This window comes from Streptomyces sp. NPDC046335 (assembly GCF_055587985.1).
The window spans coordinates 626,735-645,869 of sequence record NZ_JBVJFF010000003.1; the positions used below are offsets into that span (position 1 = coordinate 626,735).

A 19,135-nucleotide genomic window follows, 5' to 3' on the forward strand; every position below is an offset into this window, starting at 1 on the left:
CATGAGAATGGATGTTCGATTTCGGTGTCAAGCGTGGCACGCCGCCCCTCCCGCAGGGGCCGGCGTGCCCGTGCAGCGGGGATCTACCGCCGCTCGTCCGGCTTCGGCCGCGTCTCGGACTCCGCCGCCGCCCCCGGTCGGTTCGGCCCCCGCAGGGCGCGCCGCACGCGCTCGACGAGGGGCGGCCCGCCCCGGCGCCGGTGCCCGTGCACCCGGGGGTCGTCCGTGACGTCGTACCTCTTCACGTACGCACCGAGGAAGGCCTGAAGAGTCGCGATGGCCGGGATGGCGACGAGGGCGCCCACCGCTCCGAGGAGCGCCGTCCCCGCGACGACCGAGCCGAAGGCGACCGCCGGATGGATGTCCACGCTCTTGGCGGTGAGCTTGGGCTGGAGCAGATAGTTCTCGAACTGCTGGTAGACCACGACGAAGATCAGCACCCAGAGCGAGTACCAGGGGTTGACCGTGAAGGCGATCAGCATCGGCAGGGCGCCCGCCAGATACGTGCCGATCGTGGGGATGAACTGGGAGACCAGACCCACCCACACGGCCAGCACGGGCGCGTAGGGCACGTCCAGCGCCTGGAGCAGGATGTAGTGCGCGATCCCGGAGATCAGTGCCATCAGACCGCGGGAGTAGAGATAGCCGCCGGTCTTGTCGACCGCGATCTCCCAGGCACGCAGCACCTCGGCCTGCTTGGCCGGCGGCAGCACCGAGCACAGCGCGCGCCGCAGCCGCGGTCCGTCGGCCGCGAAGTAGAACGAGAACAGCAGGATCGTCAGGAGCTGGAAGAGGCCACCGAGGACCTGCGCGGAGACGTCGAGGACACCGCTGGCGCTGTTCTGCACGTACTTACGCAGCCAGTCGGAGTGGACGAGGCTGTCCTGGACCTCGAAACGGGAGAGGTCCGTGTGGAACGTCTGGTTCGTCCAGCTGATGACCTTGTCGAGGTAGTCGGGGAAGTCCTCCACCATGTCCACGATCTGGCTGGCGAGCATCGAGCCCATCAAGGTGACGAAGCCGGCGCTCGCGATCACGACACCCATGAAGACGATGAACGTCGCGAAGCCCCTGCGCAGTCCGCGGGCCGCCATCCAGCTCACCGCGGGCTCTACCGCGAGCGCCAGGAAGAACGCGATCAACACGTTGATCAACAACCCGGTGAGCTGGTGGAAGGCCCAGCTGCCCAGTTGGAAGCAGGCGATGAGCGCGAGGGCGAGCACCATGGCACGCGGCAGCCACCGCGGCATGCGGGCGCCAAACCCTGCCTCGGCCCCGCCGGGGGGCTGTGCGGGCGGCGTCGTGCCGGGGGAAGCGGTGTCCTTGGTGACCTGCGCGGTCTCGTCTGTGGGTGCCACGGGGTCAGTCTCGCCCACGCCGTGGGGGATCGGACGCCACCCCCGCATCTTGGTACGGGCTCACGCGCGCGTGGCGCCTCTCGGCGGCACGGAACCGTCCGTGTTCAGCGCTTTTCGGGCGGTACGTCCATGGCCGCGCAGACCGCACGCCAGACATCCTTCGCGTCCCAGCCCGTGTCCAACGCCTCGTGGACCGTACGGCCGCCGAGCTCCGCCATCACGTGGTCGCGCGCGAAGGAATCGGCGTACCCCGCTCCGAAGTGCTCCGCCATCCGCTGCCAGAAGACCGTCAACCGCATGCCTCCAGTATCCCGCTCTGGGAGTGCAGCCCGGCGCAGGGGGCTCACCGAGAACGCTTTCCGCCCTACGGTCGGTCCATGGCTGAAACCGGAGCATCCCCCGACTCAGTGCCACACCCCGATGCGGCACTCCCCCCGGTCGCCCGGGCCGAGCACTTCGTCTGGCTCACCGCGCGCGTCCTCGAGCAGCGACGGTTCACACACCACTTCGCCCCGGGGGCGGCCGGTGGGGACAGCAAACAGACCGCGGATGCCGTGGAAGCCGCTCTGAACGCGTACGGCACCGCGGACGGGGGCTACGCCCACGGGCTCGAACCCGACCTGCGCGGCCCCGTCAGCCAGCCGCTGCACGCCGGCCACGCGCTGCGCGTCCTGGACTCCATCCGGCGCTGCGGCGGGCAGCGGGCGGACCGCGTGTGCCGCTACCTCACCTCGGTCTCGACGCCCGAGGGCGCGCTCCCGGCGATCCATCCCAGCCAACGGGGCTACCCGGCGGCACCGTTCGTTCCCATCGTCGACGACCCGCCCGGCGAGCTGCTCGCCACCGGACCCGTGGTCGGTCTCCTGCACCGCAACGACGTGTGGCACGCATGGCTCTTCCGGGCCACGGACTTCTGCTGGGCGGCCGTCGAGTCGCTGGAGAAGACCCATCCCTACGAGGTCCATGCCGCCGTCGCCTTCCTCGACGGCGTACCCGACCGCCCGCGCGCGCGGGTGGCCGCCGACCGGCTCGGCCGTCTCGTACGCGAGCAGCGCCTCGTGGCGCTCGATCCGTCGGACCTCGACGCGTACCCGGTGTCTTCGGGGTACGCGCCGGGCGAGCACCACTTCGCGCACGATTTCGCGAGGACGCCCGAATCGCTGGCACGCGCGTGGTTCACGGACGCCGAGATGCGACGCTCGCTGGACTTCCTGGAGCGGGAGCAGCAGGAGGACGGCGGCTGGCCCGTCCGGTGGCGCCAGTGGGCGCCGGGCACGGCTCTGGAGTCCCGCCCGATCGTGACCATCGAGGCCCTGCTCACGCTCCGGGCGTATGGACGGGCCATCGGCTGACGGAGCGTTCTCGGCGTCCGCTCGACGGTCTTCCGCCAGGTGATTGCGGCGGTAGCGGCGGACGCGGTGCCCGCCCGCGGCGGTGGCAACGGGGGGCAGCCCGGCAACGGGCGGGGCCCGGCCGCGGCGGGGTGTACGCGGAGAACCGCTGCGGCAAGCGCGGTTCTCTCGCCGGGGCGACCGCACCGCCGCGGAACGCCGATCGCGCAGGTCAGCGCCGTTGTCAGTGGCGGGGTGCACGATGGGGGGCATGGTCAGCTCTGCGTCCGGCGCCGACGGCGCCCTCGACGGTTTCTCCCCCGCGACCCGCAGTTGGTTCGCGGGGGCCTTCTCCGCGCCCACCTCCGCCCAGGCCGGCGCGTGGAAGGCCATCGCCGAGGGCTCCGACGTGCTGGTCGTCGCGCCCACGGGCTCCGGCAAGACCCTGGCCGCGTTCCTGGCCGCGCTCGACCAGCTCGCCTCGGTCCGGCCGCCCGCGGACCCGAAGAAGCGCTGCCGCGTCCTGTACGTCTCACCCCTGAAGGCGCTCGCGGTCGACGTCGAGCGCAATCTGCGCAGTCCGCTGACCGGTATCCGCCAGGAGTCCGTGCGCCTCGGCCGGCCCGAACCCGAGGTGCGGGTGGGCATCCGGTCGGGCGACACCCCGGCCGCCGAGCGCCGGGCCCTGGCGACCCGCCCGCCGGACATCCTGATCACGACACCCGAATCGCTCTTCCTGATGCTCACGTCGGCCACGCGGGAAGCGCTCACCGGCATCGAGACGATCATCCTCGACGAGGTGCACGCGGTGGCGGGCACCAAGCGCGGCGCCCACCTGGCACTGTCCCTGGAGCGGCTCGACGAGCTGCTGCCGAAGCCCGCGCGCCGGATCGGCCTGTCGGCGACGGTGCGGCCGGTGGACGAGGTGGCCCGCTATCTCTCCCCGAAACGCAAGGTGGAGATCGTTCAGCCGCCCTCGGGCAAGGAGTTCGACCTCTCCGTGGTCGTTCCGGTCGAGGACCTCGGCGAGTTGGGCGGCTCCCCGGCGGCCGACGCGGGCGACGGCACGGGCGGGAGCGGGCAGGCGGAGCGCCCGTCGATCTGGCCGCATGTCGAGGAGCGCATCACCGACCTCGTCCAGGCGCACCGCTCGACGATCGTCTTCGCCAACTCCCGCCGCCTTGCCGAGCGCCTGTGCAACCGCCTCAACGAAATCGCGTACGAGAGAGCGACCGGTGAGTCCCTCCCCGAGGACCACTCCCCCGCGGAGCTGATGGCCGAGGCCGGCGCGGCCAAGGGTGCCCCGCCCGTCCTTGCCCGTGCCCACCACGGCTCGGTCTCCAAGGAGCAGCGCTCGCAGGTCGAGGAGGACTTGAAGGCCGGCAGGCTGCCGGCCGTGGTCGCCACCTCCAGCCTGGAGCTCGGCATCGACATGGGCGCCGTCGACCTGGTCATCCAGGTGGAGTCGCCGCCGTCCGTCGCCTCCGGGCTGCAGCGCGTCGGCCGGGCGGGTCACCAAGTGGGCGCGGTCTCCACCGGCGTCGTCTTCCCCAAGTACCGGGGCGACCTGGTGCAGGCCGCCGTCGTCACGGAGCGGATGCGGACCGGCTCCATCGAGTCGCTGCGCATCCCGGCCAATCCCCTGGACGTGCTCGCGCAGCAGTTGGTGGCGATGGTCGCGCTCGACACCTGGCAGGTCGACGATCTCCTCGCCGTGGTGCGCAGGTCCGCCTCCTTCGCCTCGCTGCCGGAGTCCGCGTTCACGGCCGTCCTGGACATGCTCGCGGGCCGCTATCCCTCGGACGCCTTCGCGGAGCTGCGTCCGCGCGTGGTGTGGGACCGTGTCGCGGGCACCATCACCGGGCGGCCGGGCGCGCAGCGCCTCGCGGTCACCTCCGGAGGCACGATCCCCGACCGCGGTCTCTTCGGCGTCTTCCTCGCCGGCGCCGACCCGAAGAAGGGCGGCGGCCGCGTCGGGGAGCTCGACGAGGAGATGGTGTACGAGTCCCGGGTGGGCGACGTCTTCACGCTCGGCACCAGCTCCTGGCGCATCGAGGACATCACCCGGGACCGCGTCCTCGTCTCCCCCGCCCCCGGCGTCCCCGGCCGACTGCCCTTCTGGAAGGGGGATCAGCTGGGCCGCCCGCTGGAGCTGGGCCGCGCGCTCGGCGCCTTCCTCAGGGAGGTCGGCGCCCTCTCCAAGGAGGACGCGCGCGTGCGGCTGCTCGCCGCGGGACTCGACGACTGGGCCGCCGACAACGTCCTGGCGTACCTCGCCGAGCAGCGCGAGGCCTGCGGGCACATCCCGGACGACCGCACGATCGTCGTCGAGCGGTTCCGGGACGAGCTGGGCGACTGGCGGGTCGTCGTGCACTCCCCCTTCGGCGCCCAGGTGCACGCTCCGTGGGCCCTCGCCCTGGCCGCCCGTCTGACCGAGCGGTACGGCATGGACGCGCAGGTCATGCACGCCGACGACGGCATCGTGCTGCGGCTGCCGGACGCCGACCTGATGAGCCTCGACCTGCTCGACCAGGACCCCTCCGAGCCCTCCGTCGAGTACGACGCGGAGAAGGCCCCGGTCGGCGCGGGCGACGTCGTCTTCGACAAGGGCGAGGTCAACCAGATCGTCACCGATCAGGTCGGCGGGTCCGCCCTGTTCGCCGCGCGCTTCCGTGAGTGCGCCGCCCGCGCGCTGCTGCTGCCCCGCCGCAGCCCGGGCAAGCGCACGCCGCTGTGGCAGCAGCGGCAGCGGGCCGCGCAGCTGCTCGAGGTGGCGAGCGAGTTCGGCTCCTTCCCGATCGTCCTCGAGGCGGTCAGAGAATGCCTCCAGGACGTCTTCGACGTACCGGGTCTCACGGAACTGATGGGCGACATCGAGTCCCGCAGCGTCCGCCTCGTCGAGGTCACCACCCCCGAGCCCTCCCCCTTCGCCCGCTCACTCCTGTTCGGGTACGTGGCGCAGTTCCTGTACGAGGGCGACTCCCCCCTCGCCGAGCGGCGCGCGGCGGCCCTGTCCCTGGACTCCCACCTGCTGGCGGAGCTCCTCGGCCAGGCGGAGCTGCGCGAGCTCCTCGACGCGGACGTCCTCGCGGAGCTGGAGCAGGAGCTTCAGTGGCGTACGGAGGACCGCCGGATCAAGGACTCCGAGGGCGTGGCGGACCTGCTGCGTCTCCTCGGTCCGCTCACCGCGGCCGAGCTTGCCGAGCGCGGCGCCGAGCCGGAGTGGACCGAGGAGCTGGCCTCCGCCCGCCGGGCCATCCGGGTCCGGGTCGCGGGGGCCGACCACTGGGCGGCGATCGAGGACGCGGGCCGGCTGCGCGACGCCCTCGGCACGGCCCTGCCCGTGGGCGTCCCCGAAGCGTTCACCGAGCCGGTCAAGGACCCGCTCGGGGACCTTCTGGCCCGCTTCGCGCGCACGCACGGCCCGTTCACGACCGCGGCCGCCGCCGCCCGCTTCGGCCTCGGAGCCGCGGTCACGGAGGGCGCGCTGCAACGCCTCGCGGCGAACGGGCGTGTCGTACAGGGAGAGTTCCACCCGGCGGGCATCGGCCAGGAGTGGTGCGACGCCGCGGTGCTGCGCCGTCTGCGCCGCCGCTCCCTGGCGGCCCTGCGGCACGAGCTGGAACCGGTGCCGCCCTCCGCGCTCGCCCAGTTCCTGCCCCAGTGGCAGCACCTGAGCGGGCACGGCCTGCGCGGCATCGACGGTCTGGTCCGTGCCATCGAGCAACTGCAGGGCGCGACCGTGCCCGCGTCCGCGCTGGAGAAGCTCGTGCTGCCGTCACGCGTTTCGGGGTACCACGCGGCCATGCTCGACGAGCTGACCACGGCCGGCGAGGTGATCTGGGCCGGGGCGGGTTCGCTGCCGGGCAAGGACGGGTGGGTCTCCCTCTACCTGGCCGACGCGGCGCCGCTGCTCCTGCCGCCGCCGCACCCGCTGGAGCTCACCGCCCTGCATCAGTCGGTCCTTGACACCCTCTCCGGGGGGTACGGCCTCTTCTTCCGCCAGATCGCCGACCAGATCCGCGCCACCACGCATCCGGAGGCGTCCGACCCGCAACTGGCCGACACGATCTGGGAGCTGGCCTGGTCGGGCCTGCTCACGAACGACACGCTCACGCCGATGCGCTCCCTGCTCGGTTCGGGCCGTACCGCGGGCGCCACCGCTCACCGCGCCAAGCGCAACGTCCCGCGTGGACGCTACGGCAGCCTCACCGCCGCCGCCCGCTCCGGTGGCCTCGGGGCGGCCCGTGCGGTCTCCCGTTCCGGCCCCCCGACAGTGGCGGGCCGCTGGTCGCTGCTGCCCCCGCGCGAGCCCGACCGGACGCTGCGCGCGCACGCCCTGGCGCGCACCCTTCTGGACCGGCACGGTGTGGTCACGCGGGGTGCCGTGGCGGCCGAGGGTGTCGAGGGCGGCTTCTCGGCCACGTACCGCGTGCTGTCCGCCTTCGAGGACAGCGGGCAGGCCCGGCGGGGTTATGTGGTGGAGGGACTCGGCGCCGCCCAGTTCGCGATGGACGGCGCGGTGGACCGCCTGCGCGCCACGGCGAACTCCCGGGAGAGCGTGGACGGCACACGCCCCTCCGACGCCCGGTCAGCCGTGGTCCTCGCCGCCGCCGACCCCGCCAACGCGTACGGGGCCGCCCTTCCCTGGCCCGAGCCTCCGACGGGTTCGAGCCACAAGCCCGGCCGCAAGGCGGGTTCCCTCGTCGTCCTGGTCGACGGCGACCTGACGCTCTACATGGAGCGCGGCGGCAAGACCCTCCTGGCCTGGCCCGCCTCACCCGAGGAACCGGTCACACGGGACCAGCGCCTCCAGGCCGCCACCGAGGCCCTGGCATCGGCCGCCCGAGCGGGCGCCCTCGGCACGGTCACGGTGGAGCGGATCAACGCCGAAGCCGCCCTGACCTCCCCCTTCGCCCCCCTCCTGGAAGGAGCAGGCTTCCACGCCACACCCCGGGGGCTGCGGCTGCGGGCATAGAGGAGGCGCGGGGGCGGTGTGCCGGGGGGGCAACGCACCCGGAGGCCACGTGCCGCCACAAGGGTCACTCGCCCACGCCACGGCTCCACAGCACCACGGCTCTACGGCTCTACGGCTCTACGGCTCTACGGCTCTACGGCTCTACGGCACCACAGCACCACAGCCCCACAGCCCCACACGATGACCGCCCGGACCATCCCCGCGGCCGCCCTCACGCCTCCCACGCCCCACCGCCCCCGCCATGCCACCCTTGACGCATGCCCGAAGGAGATGACGCATGCCCGAAGGAGATACCGTCTACATGGCAGCTCAGCGGCTGCATGCCGCCCTCGCGGGGCGTGCCATCACGCGGTCCGATCTCCGCGTGCCCAAGCTCGCGACCGTCGACCTCACGGGGCGCACCGTCCTCGACGTGACGCCGCGTGGCAAGCACCTCCTGACTCGTATCGAGGGTGGGCTCACCCTGCACTCCCACCTCCGCATGGACGGTTCCTGGCGGGTCTTCGCCCCGGGCGAGCGGTGGAGCGGCGGCCCTGCGCACCAGATCCGGGCCATCGTGGGCAACGCCGAGCACACCGCCGTCGGGTACCGCCTGCCCGTACTCGAACTGCTCCGCACCGCCGAGGAGGAGAAGGCCGTGGGCCACCTGGGCCCCGACCTGCTCGGGCCGGACTGGGACCCCGAGCTGGCGCTGGCCAACCTCTTGGCGGAACCGGAGCGCGCCCTCGGCGAGGCGGTTCTCGACCAGCGGGTCCTCGCGGGCGTGGGCAATGTGTTCAAGTGCGAGCTCTGCTTCCTCCTGGGCGTCACCCCGTGGACCACGGTGGGCGAGCTGACGGAGGAGGTCGCGCACCACGTTCCCGCCCTGTCGAAGAAGCTCCTCGAGGTGAACCGCAACCAGCCGAGCCGTACCACCACCGGCCGCGCGCGCCCCGGCCACCGCCTCTACGTCTACGGCCGCGCGCGCCGCCCCTGCCTGCGGTGCGGCACCCCCATCCGCCTGGCCGAGCAGGGCGACGGCTCCCGCAGCCGCCCCACGTACTGGTGCCCCACCTGCCAACGGGGTCCGGCCCCGGAAGGAACCGCCCGAACCGGTAGTTGACGCCCCGTCAGGTCCAGTCGTACCGTCCCGTCATGCCCGTCACGGCGTACGACCTCACCGGACGCACCGCATTCGTCACCGGCGCCGCCAGCGGCATCGGCCGGGCGTCGGCCCTGCTCCTCGCGGAGGCGGGCGCCACCGTCCACTGCGCCGACGTCGACCCGCAGGGACTCCATGAGACCGCCACGCTCATCAAGGCTGCGGGCGGCTCCGCCCACACCCACCAGCTCGACGTCTCCGACAAGGCCCAGGTCGATCAGGCCGTCGCGAGCGCCGCGGCCAACGCGCCCCGCGGCGGGCTCGACATCATGGCGGCCATCGCCGGTGTCATGCACAGCAGCCCGGTCCTGGAGACCCGCGTCGAGGACCTCGACCGCGTCCTGGACATCAACTTCAAGGGCGTCCTGTACGCCTGCCAGGCCGCGGCCCGCACCATGATCGGGGCAACCTCCGAAGCGGCCACCAGAACCCCCGCCGAAGGCGCCCCCGCCAGCCCCGCCGGCCCCGCCGCTCCTGTCGGCCCCAGCATCGTCACCATGGCCTCAGGAGCCATAGACACCGGCGCCCCCGGCCTCCTCTGTTACGGCGTGGCGAAGGCGGCGGTGGTGCAGCTCACCAAGACCCTGGCCACGGAAGTCGGCCCGCACGGCATCCGCGTCAACGCCGTGGCGCCGGGCTGGATCCGTACCCCCATGACCGATCGCCACGACCGCGAGGCCCAGGCAAGTACCGAGAAGATCATGAAACGTATGGCCCCGCTGGGCCGTGTGGGGGAAGCGGAGGACATCGCGCACGCGGTGCTGTACCTGGCGTCCGACGCCTCAGCCTTCACGACCGGCCAGATCCTCCGCCCCAACGGCGGCGTCGCCATGCCGTGGTGATTCCGACCCCCCGAACCCCCGCCCGCGCCCCCGCTCACGCCGTCGCCAGGCCCGTGCCCCCACGGCCTTGGCCTCCGGCACACAGTGGACCGGAAGCAGGCTCAACCCCCACCCCCCGGCGGCGACCACTCCCTCAAGGGCCCCGGCGTCGGGGGCGAGGGCGAGGCGCAGCACGCCCCACCACCACAGCGCACCGAACCCCAGAGCGGGCACCCAACGTATCGCCCGCCACGCGACGGTCCCGCTCACGGATATCACGGCTGCCACCTCCCGCTCGGCGCGAGACCGACGCTAGCCCCCGGGACCACCCCTCGCGAGGGCGTACCGCCGGCCTCACCCTTGGGAGGGCGCGCCGCCGACCTCATGTTCACGACGGCGCACCACCCAAGACGTCACCAGGCCTCAGCTGTTCTCGGCCTGGAACATCCAGTGATGCTTCTCCAGGTCCGCCGTGATGGAGATGAAGATGTCCTGCGTGACGGGGTCGGGCTTGTCCGTCGTCTCGACCCGCTCACGGAATCGCGTGATCACCGCGCCGAGGGCGTCCACGAGCACCCCGATGGCGTCCGAGTCCTTGACCCAGCCCTCGGGGATCTTGCCGATACCGCTGCTCTGCGCCACCGTCGCCGCACGCCCGTCGGGCGAGATGCCGAGCGTCGAGGCGCGCTCCGCCACGGTGTCGGAGTGCTGCCTGGCGGTGTCCACGACCTCGTCGAGCTGCAGATGTACCGAACGGAAGCGCGGACCGATCACGTTCCAGTGCACCTGCTTGGCCACGAGGGACAGGTCCACCAGGTCCACCAGCGCGCCCTGCAGCGCCTCCGCGACCGTCTTCTGATCCGCGTCGGACAGCGGGCTCTTGGTGACGTACATCTGTCTCCTCCAAGTCATCAGCGATCGAGAGATCATCGACGAACGAGATCATCAGCGATCGAGAGAAACTGTCACAACCATGGCCACCATGGCATAAGTAGGCCAATTCGGCTGAGTAGGCCAATTCGACCGTTCGAGGTATCTCCTATCCCGTCAGGAGAAATCCACACAGGACCTTGGTCCCCGGGAAAGAGAAAGGTCCCGACCGGGTACCCGGTCGGGACCTTCACACGCACATGGCGCTCGGCGTCATGCCGCGACGACGTCCACCGCCTCGGCGGGCGCCTTGATCGTCACCCGTTCCGGTGGCACACCGGCCACGGAGACGGAATTGAGCATCGGGCGAACCGGCGCGCGCACCGGTTCCGCCGCAGCAGACTCAGCCAGCTCGGCGAGCGACAGTTCATCGCTCACTTCACGCATGAGCTCGGACATCCGTACGTCAAGCGCGTCGCAGATCGCGGAAAGCAGCTCGGAGGATGCCTCCTTCTGCCCCCGCTCCACCTCGGAGAGATAGCCGAGCGAGACTCGGGCGGACGAGGAGACTTCGCGCAGAGTACGGCCCTGGCGCTGGCGCTGCCGACGCAGCACGTCACCAAGCAGGCGACGGAGCAGAATCATCGGTGGCTCCCTCCTCGGACCGCGTAGCCGCATCCTTCACGCCCCACCGTACCGCCTTGCGCGGCGGCCGTGCGGGGAGCGATGTCGTGTTCACTCAGGGCTGCAAACATCAATTCCCCCCGTTCTGTTCCGTATCCTGTGCCCGCCCGTACCCGGCCCGTTCGCCCGAGAGCCGCTCAAGGAGCAGCGTGAGCACGCTCCGTACACTCTCCCTACGGATTTCCGCCCGGTCACCGTTCAACCGCAGGGCGGCCACATTCCCGCCGGGTCCGCCAAGGGCGTAACCGCCCGTCGGCGCCTTCCCGGGCTCGCCTACGGCTTGATCCAGCCCCGCAGCGGTGACTTCCGGTCGCGTTTGGCCACTGTCCGCGACGGTCGCCGGTCCGGCGACCGCCACGAAGACGGTCCCCACGGCCTGGCCGTCCTGTGGCTCAGGGCCCGCGACCCCGGTGGTGGCGATCCCCCAGTCGGCCCCGAGCATCCCGCGTACGCCGTGGGCCATCTGCCGCGCGACCTCCGCGTCCACGGCTCCGCGCTCGTCGAGGAGCTTGCCGTCGACGCCGAGTACATCCCGCTTCAGGTCCGTGGCGTACGCCGTCACGGATCCCCGGAAGACCTTGGAGGCTCCCGGAACGGCCGTGAGCTCGGCCGCCACCAGACCGCCCGTGAGCGACTCGGCGACGACCAGCGTCTCGCCGCGTGCGGCCAGAAGCCGCACCAGCTCGCTCGCGGCGACCGCAGGCCGGGTTCCCGACGTTCCTGACATTCCCGACGTCACTGCCCGGCCTCCGCCGACGACGCCGCCAGGCGCTCCTCGGCCCGGCCCTGCCTGCGCAGCACGATCGCCTGCTTCACATAGTCCAGGCCGGTCACCACGGTCAGCAGCACGGCGACGCCCATGACCCAGAACCGCAGCGTGGCGAGCGGCCCGGTCAGCGCCAGGACGTACATCCCGACGGCCGTGCCCTGCGCCAGCGTCTTCATCTTGCCGCCGCGGCTGGCCGGGATCACTCCGTAACGGATCACCCAGAAGCGCAGCAGCGTGATCCCGAGCTCGCGGCCGAGGATCACCCCGGTCACCCACCAGGGCAGGTCACCGAGCCAGGAAAGGCAGATCAGCGCGGCGCCCATGATCGCCTTGTCGGCGATCGGGTCGGCGATCTTCCCGAAGTCCGTGACCAGGTTGTACGTGCGTGCCAGGTGTCCGTCGAAGAGATCGGTGATCATGGCGACGGCGAAGGCGGCCCAGGCGAACGACCGCCAGGCCGGGTCGTACCCGCCGTTGCCGAGCAGCAGCATCACGAAGCCGGGCACGAGAAGGAGCCTGGCCATGGTCAGCAGGTTGGCCACGTTCCAGAGGCTGGCCTGGTTGACGGCCGCGGCCCCCAGCTTTCCGCCCCGCACCGGCGTGGCGCCCGCGGCGCCCTGGGCGCCGGAGCCGCCTGACGCGGATGCCGGGACTCCGGTCATCTGCCGGCCTCCCCGAGACACTCGGCCACCAAATCCACGCCCTCCGTGCCGACGACCTTTGCCACGACCATACGGCCGACCTCAAGGCCTGCCCCGCCGTCGGCGGCCGCGGCGCCGGTCAGGCGGATCTGGCCGTCGGTCTCCGGGGCCTGGTGCGCGGCCCGGCCGAGCGGGCCGTCCTCCTCGTCGAGGGACTCGACCATGACCTCTACGGTCTCCCCGAGCCGCTCCTCCGCACGCTGCGAGGTGAGCTCCTCGGCCAGCCGCGCGATGTGCGCGAGCCGCTCGTCGACGACGTCCTGGGGCAGCTTCTCGGCGTACGTGGCCGCTTCGGTGCCCTCCTCGTCGGAGTACCCGAAGACGCCGATGGCGTCCAGCCGCGCGCCGGTGAGGAAACGCTCCAGCTCGGCGAGGTCGCCCTCGCTCTCGCCGGGGAAGCCGACGATGAAGTTGGACCGGACGCCGGCCTGCGGCGCCTTGGCGCGGATCGTCCCGAGGAGCTCCAGGAAGCGGTCGGTGTCCCCGAAGCGCCGCATGGCGCGCAGCACGCCGGGCGCGGAGTGCTGGAAGGAGAGGTCGAAGTACGGGGCGACCTTCTCCGTGGAGGTGAGTACGTCGATGAGGCCGGGCCGCATCTCGGCGGGCTGGAGGTAGCTGACGCGGACCCGCTCGATGCCGTCGACGGCCGCCAGCTCGGGCAGCAGCGTCTCCAGGAGCCGGATGTCGCCGAGGTCCTTGCCGTACGAGGTGTTGTTCTCGGAGACGAGCATGACCTCCTTGACGCCCTGCTCGGCCAGCCAGCGGGTCTCGCCGAGCACGTCGGAGGGCCGCCGCGAGATGAAGGAGCCGCGGAAGGACGGGATGGCGCAGAAGGAGCAGCGCCGGTCGCAGCCGGAGGCCAGCTTCACGGAGGCGACGGGGTTGGAGCCGAGACGGCGGCGCAGCGGCGCGCGCGGCCCGGAGGCGGGCGCGACACCCTCGGGCAGATCCTTGGGGGCCTCGGCGTCCGCGTGGCCCGGAAGCGCGACGTCCGCCTTGGCCAGCTGGCGCTCGGCCGGGCTGATCGGCAGGAGCTTGCGCCGGTCGCGGGGGGTGTGGGCCTCGACGCTGCCGCCGTTCAGGATGGTCTGGAGGCGGCTGGAGATGTCGGAGTAGTCGTCGAACCCGAGCACTCCGTCGGCCTCGGGCAGCGCGTCGGCGAGCTCCTTGCCGTACCGCTCGGCCATGCAGCCGACCGCGACGACGGCCTGGGTCTTGCCGTGGCCCTTGAGATCATTCGCTTCGAGGAGGGCGTCTACGGAGTCCTTCTTGGCGGCTTCGACGAAGCCGCAGGTGTTGACGACGGCGACTTCGGCGTTCGCGGCGTCCTCGACGAGCTGCCAGCCATCCGCCTCCAAGCGGCCTGCGAGCTCCTCCGAGTCCACCTCGTTACGGGCGCAGCCAAGAGTGACAAGGGCGACGGTGCGGCGTTCGGGCATGCTCTCAAGACTACTTTGTCCGCGCCGCGACCCCGGCCGCCAGGGTTACCGGGCGGTCGGCCGCCGGTCGGCGCCGCTTCACCCGCCCGTCACCGCAGCCCGGTCGACGCCCCAGGTCACGGGCTGCGAGGGGCTGGTCAGCCGACCTCCGGGTCGCCCTTCGTGTACGTGAGGCGCTCCACCTGGCCGGGCTCGAATTCGTTGTCGACCTGCTTGCCGTTCACGTACAGCTCGATCGCGCCCGCGTCGCCCAGGATGAGGTCGATCTTCTGCTTGTCCTGGAACGTCTTGGCCTGGCCCGCTTCCAGTACGCCGTCGAAGAGGGTGCGGCCGCTGTGGTCCTTGGCGGAGATCCAGCTACGGCCGTCCGCGGCGGTGACCTTGACCGTGACCTTGTCGCGCGGGACGCCGGCGATGGCGCTGTCCGAGGGGTCGGGCTTGGGGTCGGCGGGCTTGTTCGGCTTGGGCTTCTCGGCGGCCTTGCTGGTGGCGGGGGCGGCACCCTCGGCCATCGACCTCTTGCCGCCGCTCTCGTCGTCGCCGCCGGTGAACGCGGTGAAGCCGACGAAGCCGACCACCGCGACGATCGCGGCGACCATGGCGGCGGTCCAGTTCGGCCTGCGCGGTTCGGAGCGGATGCGCTCGGCCTCGAACAGGGGCGCGGCCGGTGTGGGCGCGGGCGGGTGGCCGCCGTGCCCGGCGTCGTACTGGGCGATCAGCGGGGCGGGATCGAGGCCGGCGGCGCGCGCCAGGGCCCTGATGTGCCCGCGCGCGTACACGTCGCCGCCGCACCGGGAGAAGTCGTCCTCTTCGATCGCGAGCACGATCGGGACACGCACCCGGGTTGACGTACTGACTTCGTCCACCGTCAACCTGGCATTGACGCGTGCCTGGCGCAGGACGTGGCCGATGGAGGGCTCGTCGGCCCGGCGGTCGGGGCGGTCGAGGCGGTCGTCTGAAGGTCGGTCGTCTTCAGGGGAGTTGCCGATGGACACGGGGGCGCCTTTCGAGCGTGTAGCCACCTGCCGGAGGTTCAGTTTAGGGGGGCCCGGAAAGGGTGGGGCAACCGGACGGACGGACTTTGTACGCCATCAGAATGGCCTGACATACCGATGGTGCGACATCATGCTCTTCTCTCCCTCAACTTGACGTGTGTCGAGGGGAAACGGTTGCCTGCCACACCCTTACGGGTGAGCCTCCCCGCGGATCACGGCGAGCACGCCATCCAGTTCGTCGGGTTTCACGAGAACGTCACGCGCCTTGGAGCCCTCGCTCGGGCCCACGATGCTGCGCGACTCCATGAGGTCCATCAGCCGCCCGGCCTTGGCGAAACCGACGCGCAGCTTGCGCTGGAGCATCGACGTGGACCCGAACTGGGTGGAAACCACCAGCTCAGCGGCCTGGCAGAGGAGATCGAGGTCATCGCCGATGTCCTCGTCGATCTCCTTCTTCTGCTTGGTGCCGACGGTCACGTCGTCGCGGAAGACGGGCGCCATCTGGTCCTTGCAGTGCTGGACCACCGCGTGGATCTCGTCCTCGGTGACGAAGGCGCCCTGCATACGGGTGGGCTTGTTCGCCCCCATGGGCAGGAACAGACCGTCGCCCTTGCCGATGAGCTTCTCCGCGCCCGGCTGGTCGAGGATGACCCGGCTGTCGGCGAGCGAGGAGGTCGCGAAGGCGAGCCGCGAGGGCACGTTCGCCTTGATCAGACCGGTCACGACGTCGACCGAGGGGCGCTGCGTGGCGAGCACCAGGTGGATGCCGGCCGCGCGCGCGAGCTGGGTGATGCGGACGATGGAGTCCTCCACGTCGCGCGGCGCGACCATCATGAGGTCGGCGAGCTCATCGACGATCACCAGCAGGTACGGATAGGCGTGCAGCTCCCGCTCGCTGCCCTCCGGCGTCTTGAGCTTGCCCTCGCGGACGGCCCGGTTGAAGTCGTCGATGTGGCGGTAGCCGAAGGCCGCGAGGTCGTCGTAGCGCAGGTCCATCTCGCGCACGACCCACTGGAGCGCCTCCGCGGCCTTCTTCGGGTTGGTGATGATGGGCGTGATCAGGTGCGGGATGCCCTCGTACGCGGTGAGCTCGACGCGCTTGGGGTCGACCAGGACCATCCGTACGTCCTCGGGGGTCGCCCGCATCATGATCGAGGTGATCAGGCAGTTGATGCACGAGGACTTGCCGGAGCCGGTGGCACCGGCGACCAGGATGTGCGGCATCTTCGCCATGTTCGCCATGACGAAGCCGCCCTCGACGTCCTTGCCGAGCGCCACCAGCATCGGGTGATCGTCCTCGGCCGCGTCCGCGAGCCGCAGCACGTCCCCCACGTTGACCATCTCGCGGTCGGAGTTCGGGATCTCGATGCCGACCGCGGACTTCCCGGGGATGGGCGAGATGATCCGCACGTCCGGGGACGCGACGGCGTACGCGATGTTCTTGGCGAGCGCCGTGATCTTCTCGACCTTCACGGCGGGGCCCAGCTCGATCTCGTAGCGCGTGACCGTCGGCCCCCGGGTGAAGCCGGTGACGTTGGCGTCGACCTTGAACTCCGTAAAGACGTTCGACAGGGAGCTCACGACCGCGTCATTGGCGGCGCTGCGGGACTTGCCGGGGCCACCGCGCTCAAGCAGGTCGAGCGCGGGCAGTGAGTACGTGATGTCCCCGGCGAGCTGGAGCTGCTCGGCGCGCGGCGGCAGGTCGCGGGGGGCGTCGGGCGCGGACTTGGTGAGGTCGGGAACGGCGCTCTCGGCTGCTCCCTGCGCGTTCTGCCGCTTCTTCTTCAGCTTGCCGGGCACCGGGGCGTCCGCGTCGCGCGCCGGCGCCTCCGTGGCGCGCGCGCTCGGCACGGGCGCCGTGCGCTCCCGCTCGTCGGGCTGCGCTTGCTCCTCCCGCCGGTCCTCGCGCTCCCCGGACACGCCCTGCGTCAGGTCGGCGACCAGGGGCGAGGGCGGCATCCCGTGCAGCACGGCACCGTCGAGCGAGGCGGCCGCCGCTGCCGCCACGTCCACGGCGTCCATCGGCCGGTTCATGTCCGGCTGTACGGGGGCCCTGCGCGGCCTGCGGCGCTTGGTGAGCGCCTCTTCCTCGGCCTGGTCGGGGGCGTACGCGTCGGGCGCCGGAGCGCGGCGCCGCGACCGCGCGGGCAGCGCCTCGCGCCACTGCTCCTCGTAGCGCTCCTCGTCGTCGCCGTACAGCTCGGCCTCGGGCTCCGGATGGACCACGCCGAGCCTGACGCCGAGGGTCCGCAGCCGCTGCGGGATGGCGTTGACCGGCGTCGCCGTGACGACGAGCAGCCCGAAGACGGTGAGGAGCACAAGGAGCGGCACCGCGAGGATCTCGCCCATGGTGAAGATCAGGGGCGTGGCCGAGCCCCAGCCGATGAGGCCGCCCGCGTCCCTTATCGCCTGCATGCCGGAGCTGCGGGCGGGTGAGCCGCACGCGATGTGGACCTGGCCGAGGACGCCGATGACCAGGGCGGAGAGGCCGATCACGATCCGGCCGTTCGCCTCGGGCCGCTCGGGGTGGCGGATGAGCCGTACGGCGATGGCGCCGAGCAGCAGCGGCACGAGCAGGTCGAGACGGCCGAAGGCGCCGGTCACCAGGATCTCCACCAGGTCACCGACCGGGCCCCGAAGATTCGACCAGGTGCCCGCGGCGACGATCAGCGCGACGCCGAGCAGCAGCAGCGCGAGGCCGTCCTTGCGGTGCGCGGGGTCGAGCCCCTTGGCGCCGCGCCCTATGCCGCGGAACATCGCTCCGACCGCGTGCGCGATGCCGAGCCAGACGGCGCGCGCCATGCGGTACACGCCCCCCGTGGGGCTGGGTGCCGGCTTGGGCGCGGGCTTCTTCGCGGCGGCTTTCTTCGCCGGCGCCTTCTTCGCTGCCGCCTTCTTGGCGGGCGGTTTGGCGGCGGGCCTCTTCGCCAAAGCCTTCGTCGGCGCTGCCGCCTTCTTCGCGGGCGTCTTCTTGGCTGCGGGCTGACGTGAGGCCATGTGTGTGAGGTTACCTTTGTCGACCTCTGTGGACACGTGTGCCTACTGCTTCACCCGTCTGTGTCGCCCTGCGGCGGCGGGGAACTGACGGAAGCTCACCGGGCCCGCCGGGCGACGCGCCGCCTCAGTTCTGCGAGGGGACGGAAGGGGCGCCGCTGCCGGTACCGGGCTCCAGGGCGTCAAGGGCGCGGCGCAGGCCGGTCAGTTTGCGTTCGAGATGAGCCGCGGTGGCGACCGCCGCCGCGTCCGCCGACTCGTCGTCGAGCTGCTTGGAGAGCGCCTCGGCCTGCTCCTCGACGGCCGCGAGCCGCGCCGACAGCTCGGCGAGCAGTCCGGCCGGTTCCTTCGCGTCACCCGCCGCGGGCTTGCCGCCGCCCTCCAGCTGGAGGCGCAGCAGCGCCGCCTGCTCGCGCAGTTGACAGTTCTTCATGTACAGCTCGACGAAGACCGAGACCTTCGCGCGCAGCACCCACGGGTCGAACGGCTTGGAGATGTAGTCCACCGCACCCGCAGCGTAACCGCGGAAGGTGTGGTGCGGTCCGTGGTTGATGGCGGTGAGGAAGATGATCGGGATGTCCCGGGTCCGCTCCCGCCGCTTGATGTGCGCCGCGGTTTCGAAACCGTCCATTCCTGGCATCTGCACGTCCAGCAGGATGACGGCGAAGTCGTCCGTCAGCAGTGCTTTGAGCGCTTCCTCCCCGGACGATGCCCTCACCAGTGTCTGATCGAGCGCAGAGAGGATGGCCTCCAGCGCCAGCAGATTCTCCGGCCGGTCATCGACCAGGAGGATCTTGGCCTTCTGCACCATGGCCCGCCCTCCTCGCCCCGGCGAAACACCGGGTGCCGCCCCAGAGGACGACTCCCTTGCGCCGCCCGTCCTTGTGCCGGTCATGGTAGCCGCACCCCGCCTGTCGCCACACCCTGTCACCGCGATGTCACTGTGCACGTAGCAGAAACGCGGTGGGAGACCAGAAGGTTCCCCGAATACCGCCGTTCTACACGACCTCCACCACACTGTGTCAGCAACTCCGCGTGACGAAGCCGGTTCTCG

The 19,135-nt window shown here is 71.5% G+C and carries 14 protein-coding genes; 4 read left to right on the forward strand and 10 right to left on the reverse strand.

The features are described from left to right. Nucleotides 1-83: 83 nt before the first annotated feature. Together ACZ6JY_RS09335 and ACZ6JY_RS09340 are read right to left on the reverse strand one after the other, a co-directional pair. Entirely contained in the window at nucleotides 84-1,358 is a 1,275-nt protein-coding gene (locus ACZ6JY_RS09335) for an AI-2E family transporter (RefSeq protein ID WP_469193855.1), read from the reverse strand. A 104-nt stretch (nucleotides 1,359-1,462) separates the two neighbouring features. Further along, nucleotides 1,463-1,657: a DUF3046 domain-containing protein gene (locus tag ACZ6JY_RS09340; protein WP_447040357.1), complete on the reverse strand. Its 195-nt coding sequence runs from the start codon at nucleotides 1,655-1,657 to the stop codon at nucleotides 1,463-1,465. 78 nt (nucleotides 1,658-1,735) lie between these two features. Here ACZ6JY_RS09340 and ACZ6JY_RS09345 point away from each other — a divergent pair, with 78 nt between their 5' ends. The 4 genes from ACZ6JY_RS09345 to ACZ6JY_RS09360 all read left to right on the forward strand — a co-directional run bounded on the left by ACZ6JY_RS09345 (nucleotide 1,736) and on the right by ACZ6JY_RS09360 (nucleotide 9,650). Then, nucleotides 1,736-2,710, forward strand: a complete 975-nt coding sequence (locus tag ACZ6JY_RS09345) for a hypothetical protein (protein WP_469193857.1) — start codon at nucleotides 1,736-1,738, stop codon at nucleotides 2,708-2,710. A gap of 250 nt (nucleotides 2,711-2,960) precedes the next feature. Continuing rightward, nucleotides 2,961-7,667, forward strand: coding sequence for an ATP-dependent helicase (locus ACZ6JY_RS09350; RefSeq protein ID WP_469193859.1), 4,707 nt, complete (start codon nucleotides 2,961-2,963; stop codon nucleotides 7,665-7,667). A 277-nt stretch (nucleotides 7,668-7,944) separates the two neighbouring features. After that, a complete protein-coding gene (locus tag ACZ6JY_RS09355) occupies nucleotides 7,945-8,769 on the forward strand; it encodes a DNA-formamidopyrimidine glycosylase family protein (RefSeq protein WP_469193861.1) in 825 nt (274 codons plus the stop codon). 32 nt (nucleotides 8,770-8,801) lie between these two features. Then, entirely contained in the window at nucleotides 8,802-9,650 is an 849-nt protein-coding gene (locus ACZ6JY_RS09360; RefSeq protein ID WP_469193863.1) for an SDR family NAD(P)-dependent oxidoreductase, read from the forward strand. A 402-nt stretch (nucleotides 9,651-10,052) separates the two neighbouring features. Here the strand turns inward: ACZ6JY_RS09360 and ACZ6JY_RS09365 are convergent, their stop codons facing one another. The 8 genes from ACZ6JY_RS09365 to ACZ6JY_RS09400 all read right to left on the reverse strand — a co-directional run bounded on the left by ACZ6JY_RS09365 (nucleotide 10,053) and on the right by ACZ6JY_RS09400 (nucleotide 18,892). Continuing rightward, complete coding sequence (locus tag ACZ6JY_RS09365) at nucleotides 10,053-10,523, reverse strand: Dps family protein (protein WP_469193865.1); 471 nt, start codon at nucleotides 10,521-10,523, stop codon at nucleotides 10,053-10,055. 249 nt (nucleotides 10,524-10,772) lie between these two features. Further along, complete coding sequence (locus ACZ6JY_RS09370) at nucleotides 10,773-11,144, reverse strand: helix-turn-helix domain-containing protein (protein ID WP_062782970.1); 372 nt, start codon at nucleotides 11,142-11,144, stop codon at nucleotides 10,773-10,775. A 109-nt stretch (nucleotides 11,145-11,253) separates the two neighbouring features. Beyond that, nucleotides 11,254-11,910, reverse strand: coding sequence for a CinA family protein (locus ACZ6JY_RS09375; RefSeq protein ID WP_469193867.1), 657 nt, complete (start codon nucleotides 11,908-11,910; stop codon nucleotides 11,254-11,256). 8 nt (nucleotides 11,911-11,918) lie between these two features. Beyond that, on the reverse strand, nucleotides 11,919-12,614 hold the full coding sequence (gene pgsA, locus ACZ6JY_RS09380; RefSeq protein WP_469193869.1) for a CDP-diacylglycerol--glycerol-3-phosphate 3-phosphatidyltransferase: 696 nt from the start codon (nucleotides 12,612-12,614) through the stop codon (nucleotides 11,919-11,921). After that, nucleotides 12,611-14,092, reverse strand: coding sequence for a 30S ribosomal protein S12 methylthiotransferase RimO (gene rimO / locus ACZ6JY_RS09385; RefSeq protein WP_469193871.1), 1,482 nt, complete (start codon nucleotides 14,090-14,092; stop codon nucleotides 12,611-12,613). Before rimO ends, pgsA begins: the two co-directional genes overlap by 4 nt. A gap of 137 nt (nucleotides 14,093-14,229) precedes the next feature. After that, nucleotides 14,230-15,087, reverse strand: coding sequence for a helix-turn-helix domain-containing protein (locus ACZ6JY_RS09390; RefSeq protein ID WP_469193873.1), 858 nt, complete (start codon nucleotides 15,085-15,087; stop codon nucleotides 14,230-14,232). Nucleotides 15,088-15,276: 189 nt separating this feature from the next. Beyond that, complete coding sequence (locus ACZ6JY_RS09395) at nucleotides 15,277-18,084, reverse strand: DNA translocase FtsK (protein ID WP_469193875.1); 2,808 nt, start codon at nucleotides 18,082-18,084, stop codon at nucleotides 15,277-15,279. Nucleotides 18,085-18,208: 124 nt separating this feature from the next. Then, complete coding sequence (locus ACZ6JY_RS09400; protein WP_369213789.1) at nucleotides 18,209-18,892, reverse strand: response regulator; 684 nt, start codon at nucleotides 18,890-18,892, stop codon at nucleotides 18,209-18,211. Nucleotides 18,893-19,135: the final 243 nt, after the last annotated feature.

Coding starts and splice junctions, on each gene's coding strand:
- rimO (WP_469193871.1), bottom strand. CDS start 14,092: ATGCCCGAACGCCGCACCGTCGCCCTTGTCACTCTTGGCTGCGCCCGT.
- ACZ6JY_RS09400 (WP_369213789.1), bottom strand. CDS start 18,892: ATGGTGCAGAAGGCCAAGATCCTCCTGGTCGATGACCGGCCGGAGAAT.
- ACZ6JY_RS09365 (WP_469193865.1), bottom strand. CDS start 10,523: ATGTACGTCACCAAGAGCCCGCTGTCCGACGCGGATCAGAAGACGGTC.
- ACZ6JY_RS09355 (WP_469193861.1), top strand. CDS start 7,945: ATGCCCGAAGGAGATACCGTCTACATGGCAGCTCAGCGGCTGCATGCC.
- pgsA (WP_469193869.1), bottom strand. CDS start 12,614: ATGACCGGAGTCCCGGCATCCGCGTCAGGCGGCTCCGGCGCCCAGGGC.
- ACZ6JY_RS09360 (WP_469193863.1), top strand. CDS start 8,802: ATGCCCGTCACGGCGTACGACCTCACCGGACGCACCGCATTCGTCACC.
- ACZ6JY_RS09395 (WP_469193875.1), bottom strand. CDS start 18,084: ATGGCCTCACGTCAGCCCGCAGCCAAGAAGACGCCCGCGAAGAAGGCG.
- ACZ6JY_RS09370 (WP_062782970.1), bottom strand. CDS start 11,144: ATGATTCTGCTCCGTCGCCTGCTTGGTGACGTGCTGCGTCGGCAGCGC.
- ACZ6JY_RS09340 (WP_447040357.1), bottom strand. CDS start 1,657: ATGCGGTTGACGGTCTTCTGGCAGCGGATGGCGGAGCACTTCGGAGCG.
- ACZ6JY_RS09350 (WP_469193859.1), top strand. CDS start 2,961: ATGGTCAGCTCTGCGTCCGGCGCCGACGGCGCCCTCGACGGTTTCTCC.
- ACZ6JY_RS09345 (WP_469193857.1), top strand. CDS start 1,736: ATGGCTGAAACCGGAGCATCCCCCGACTCAGTGCCACACCCCGATGCG.
- ACZ6JY_RS09375 (WP_469193867.1), bottom strand. CDS start 11,910: ATGTCAGGAACGTCGGGAACCCGGCCTGCGGTCGCCGCGAGCGAGCTG.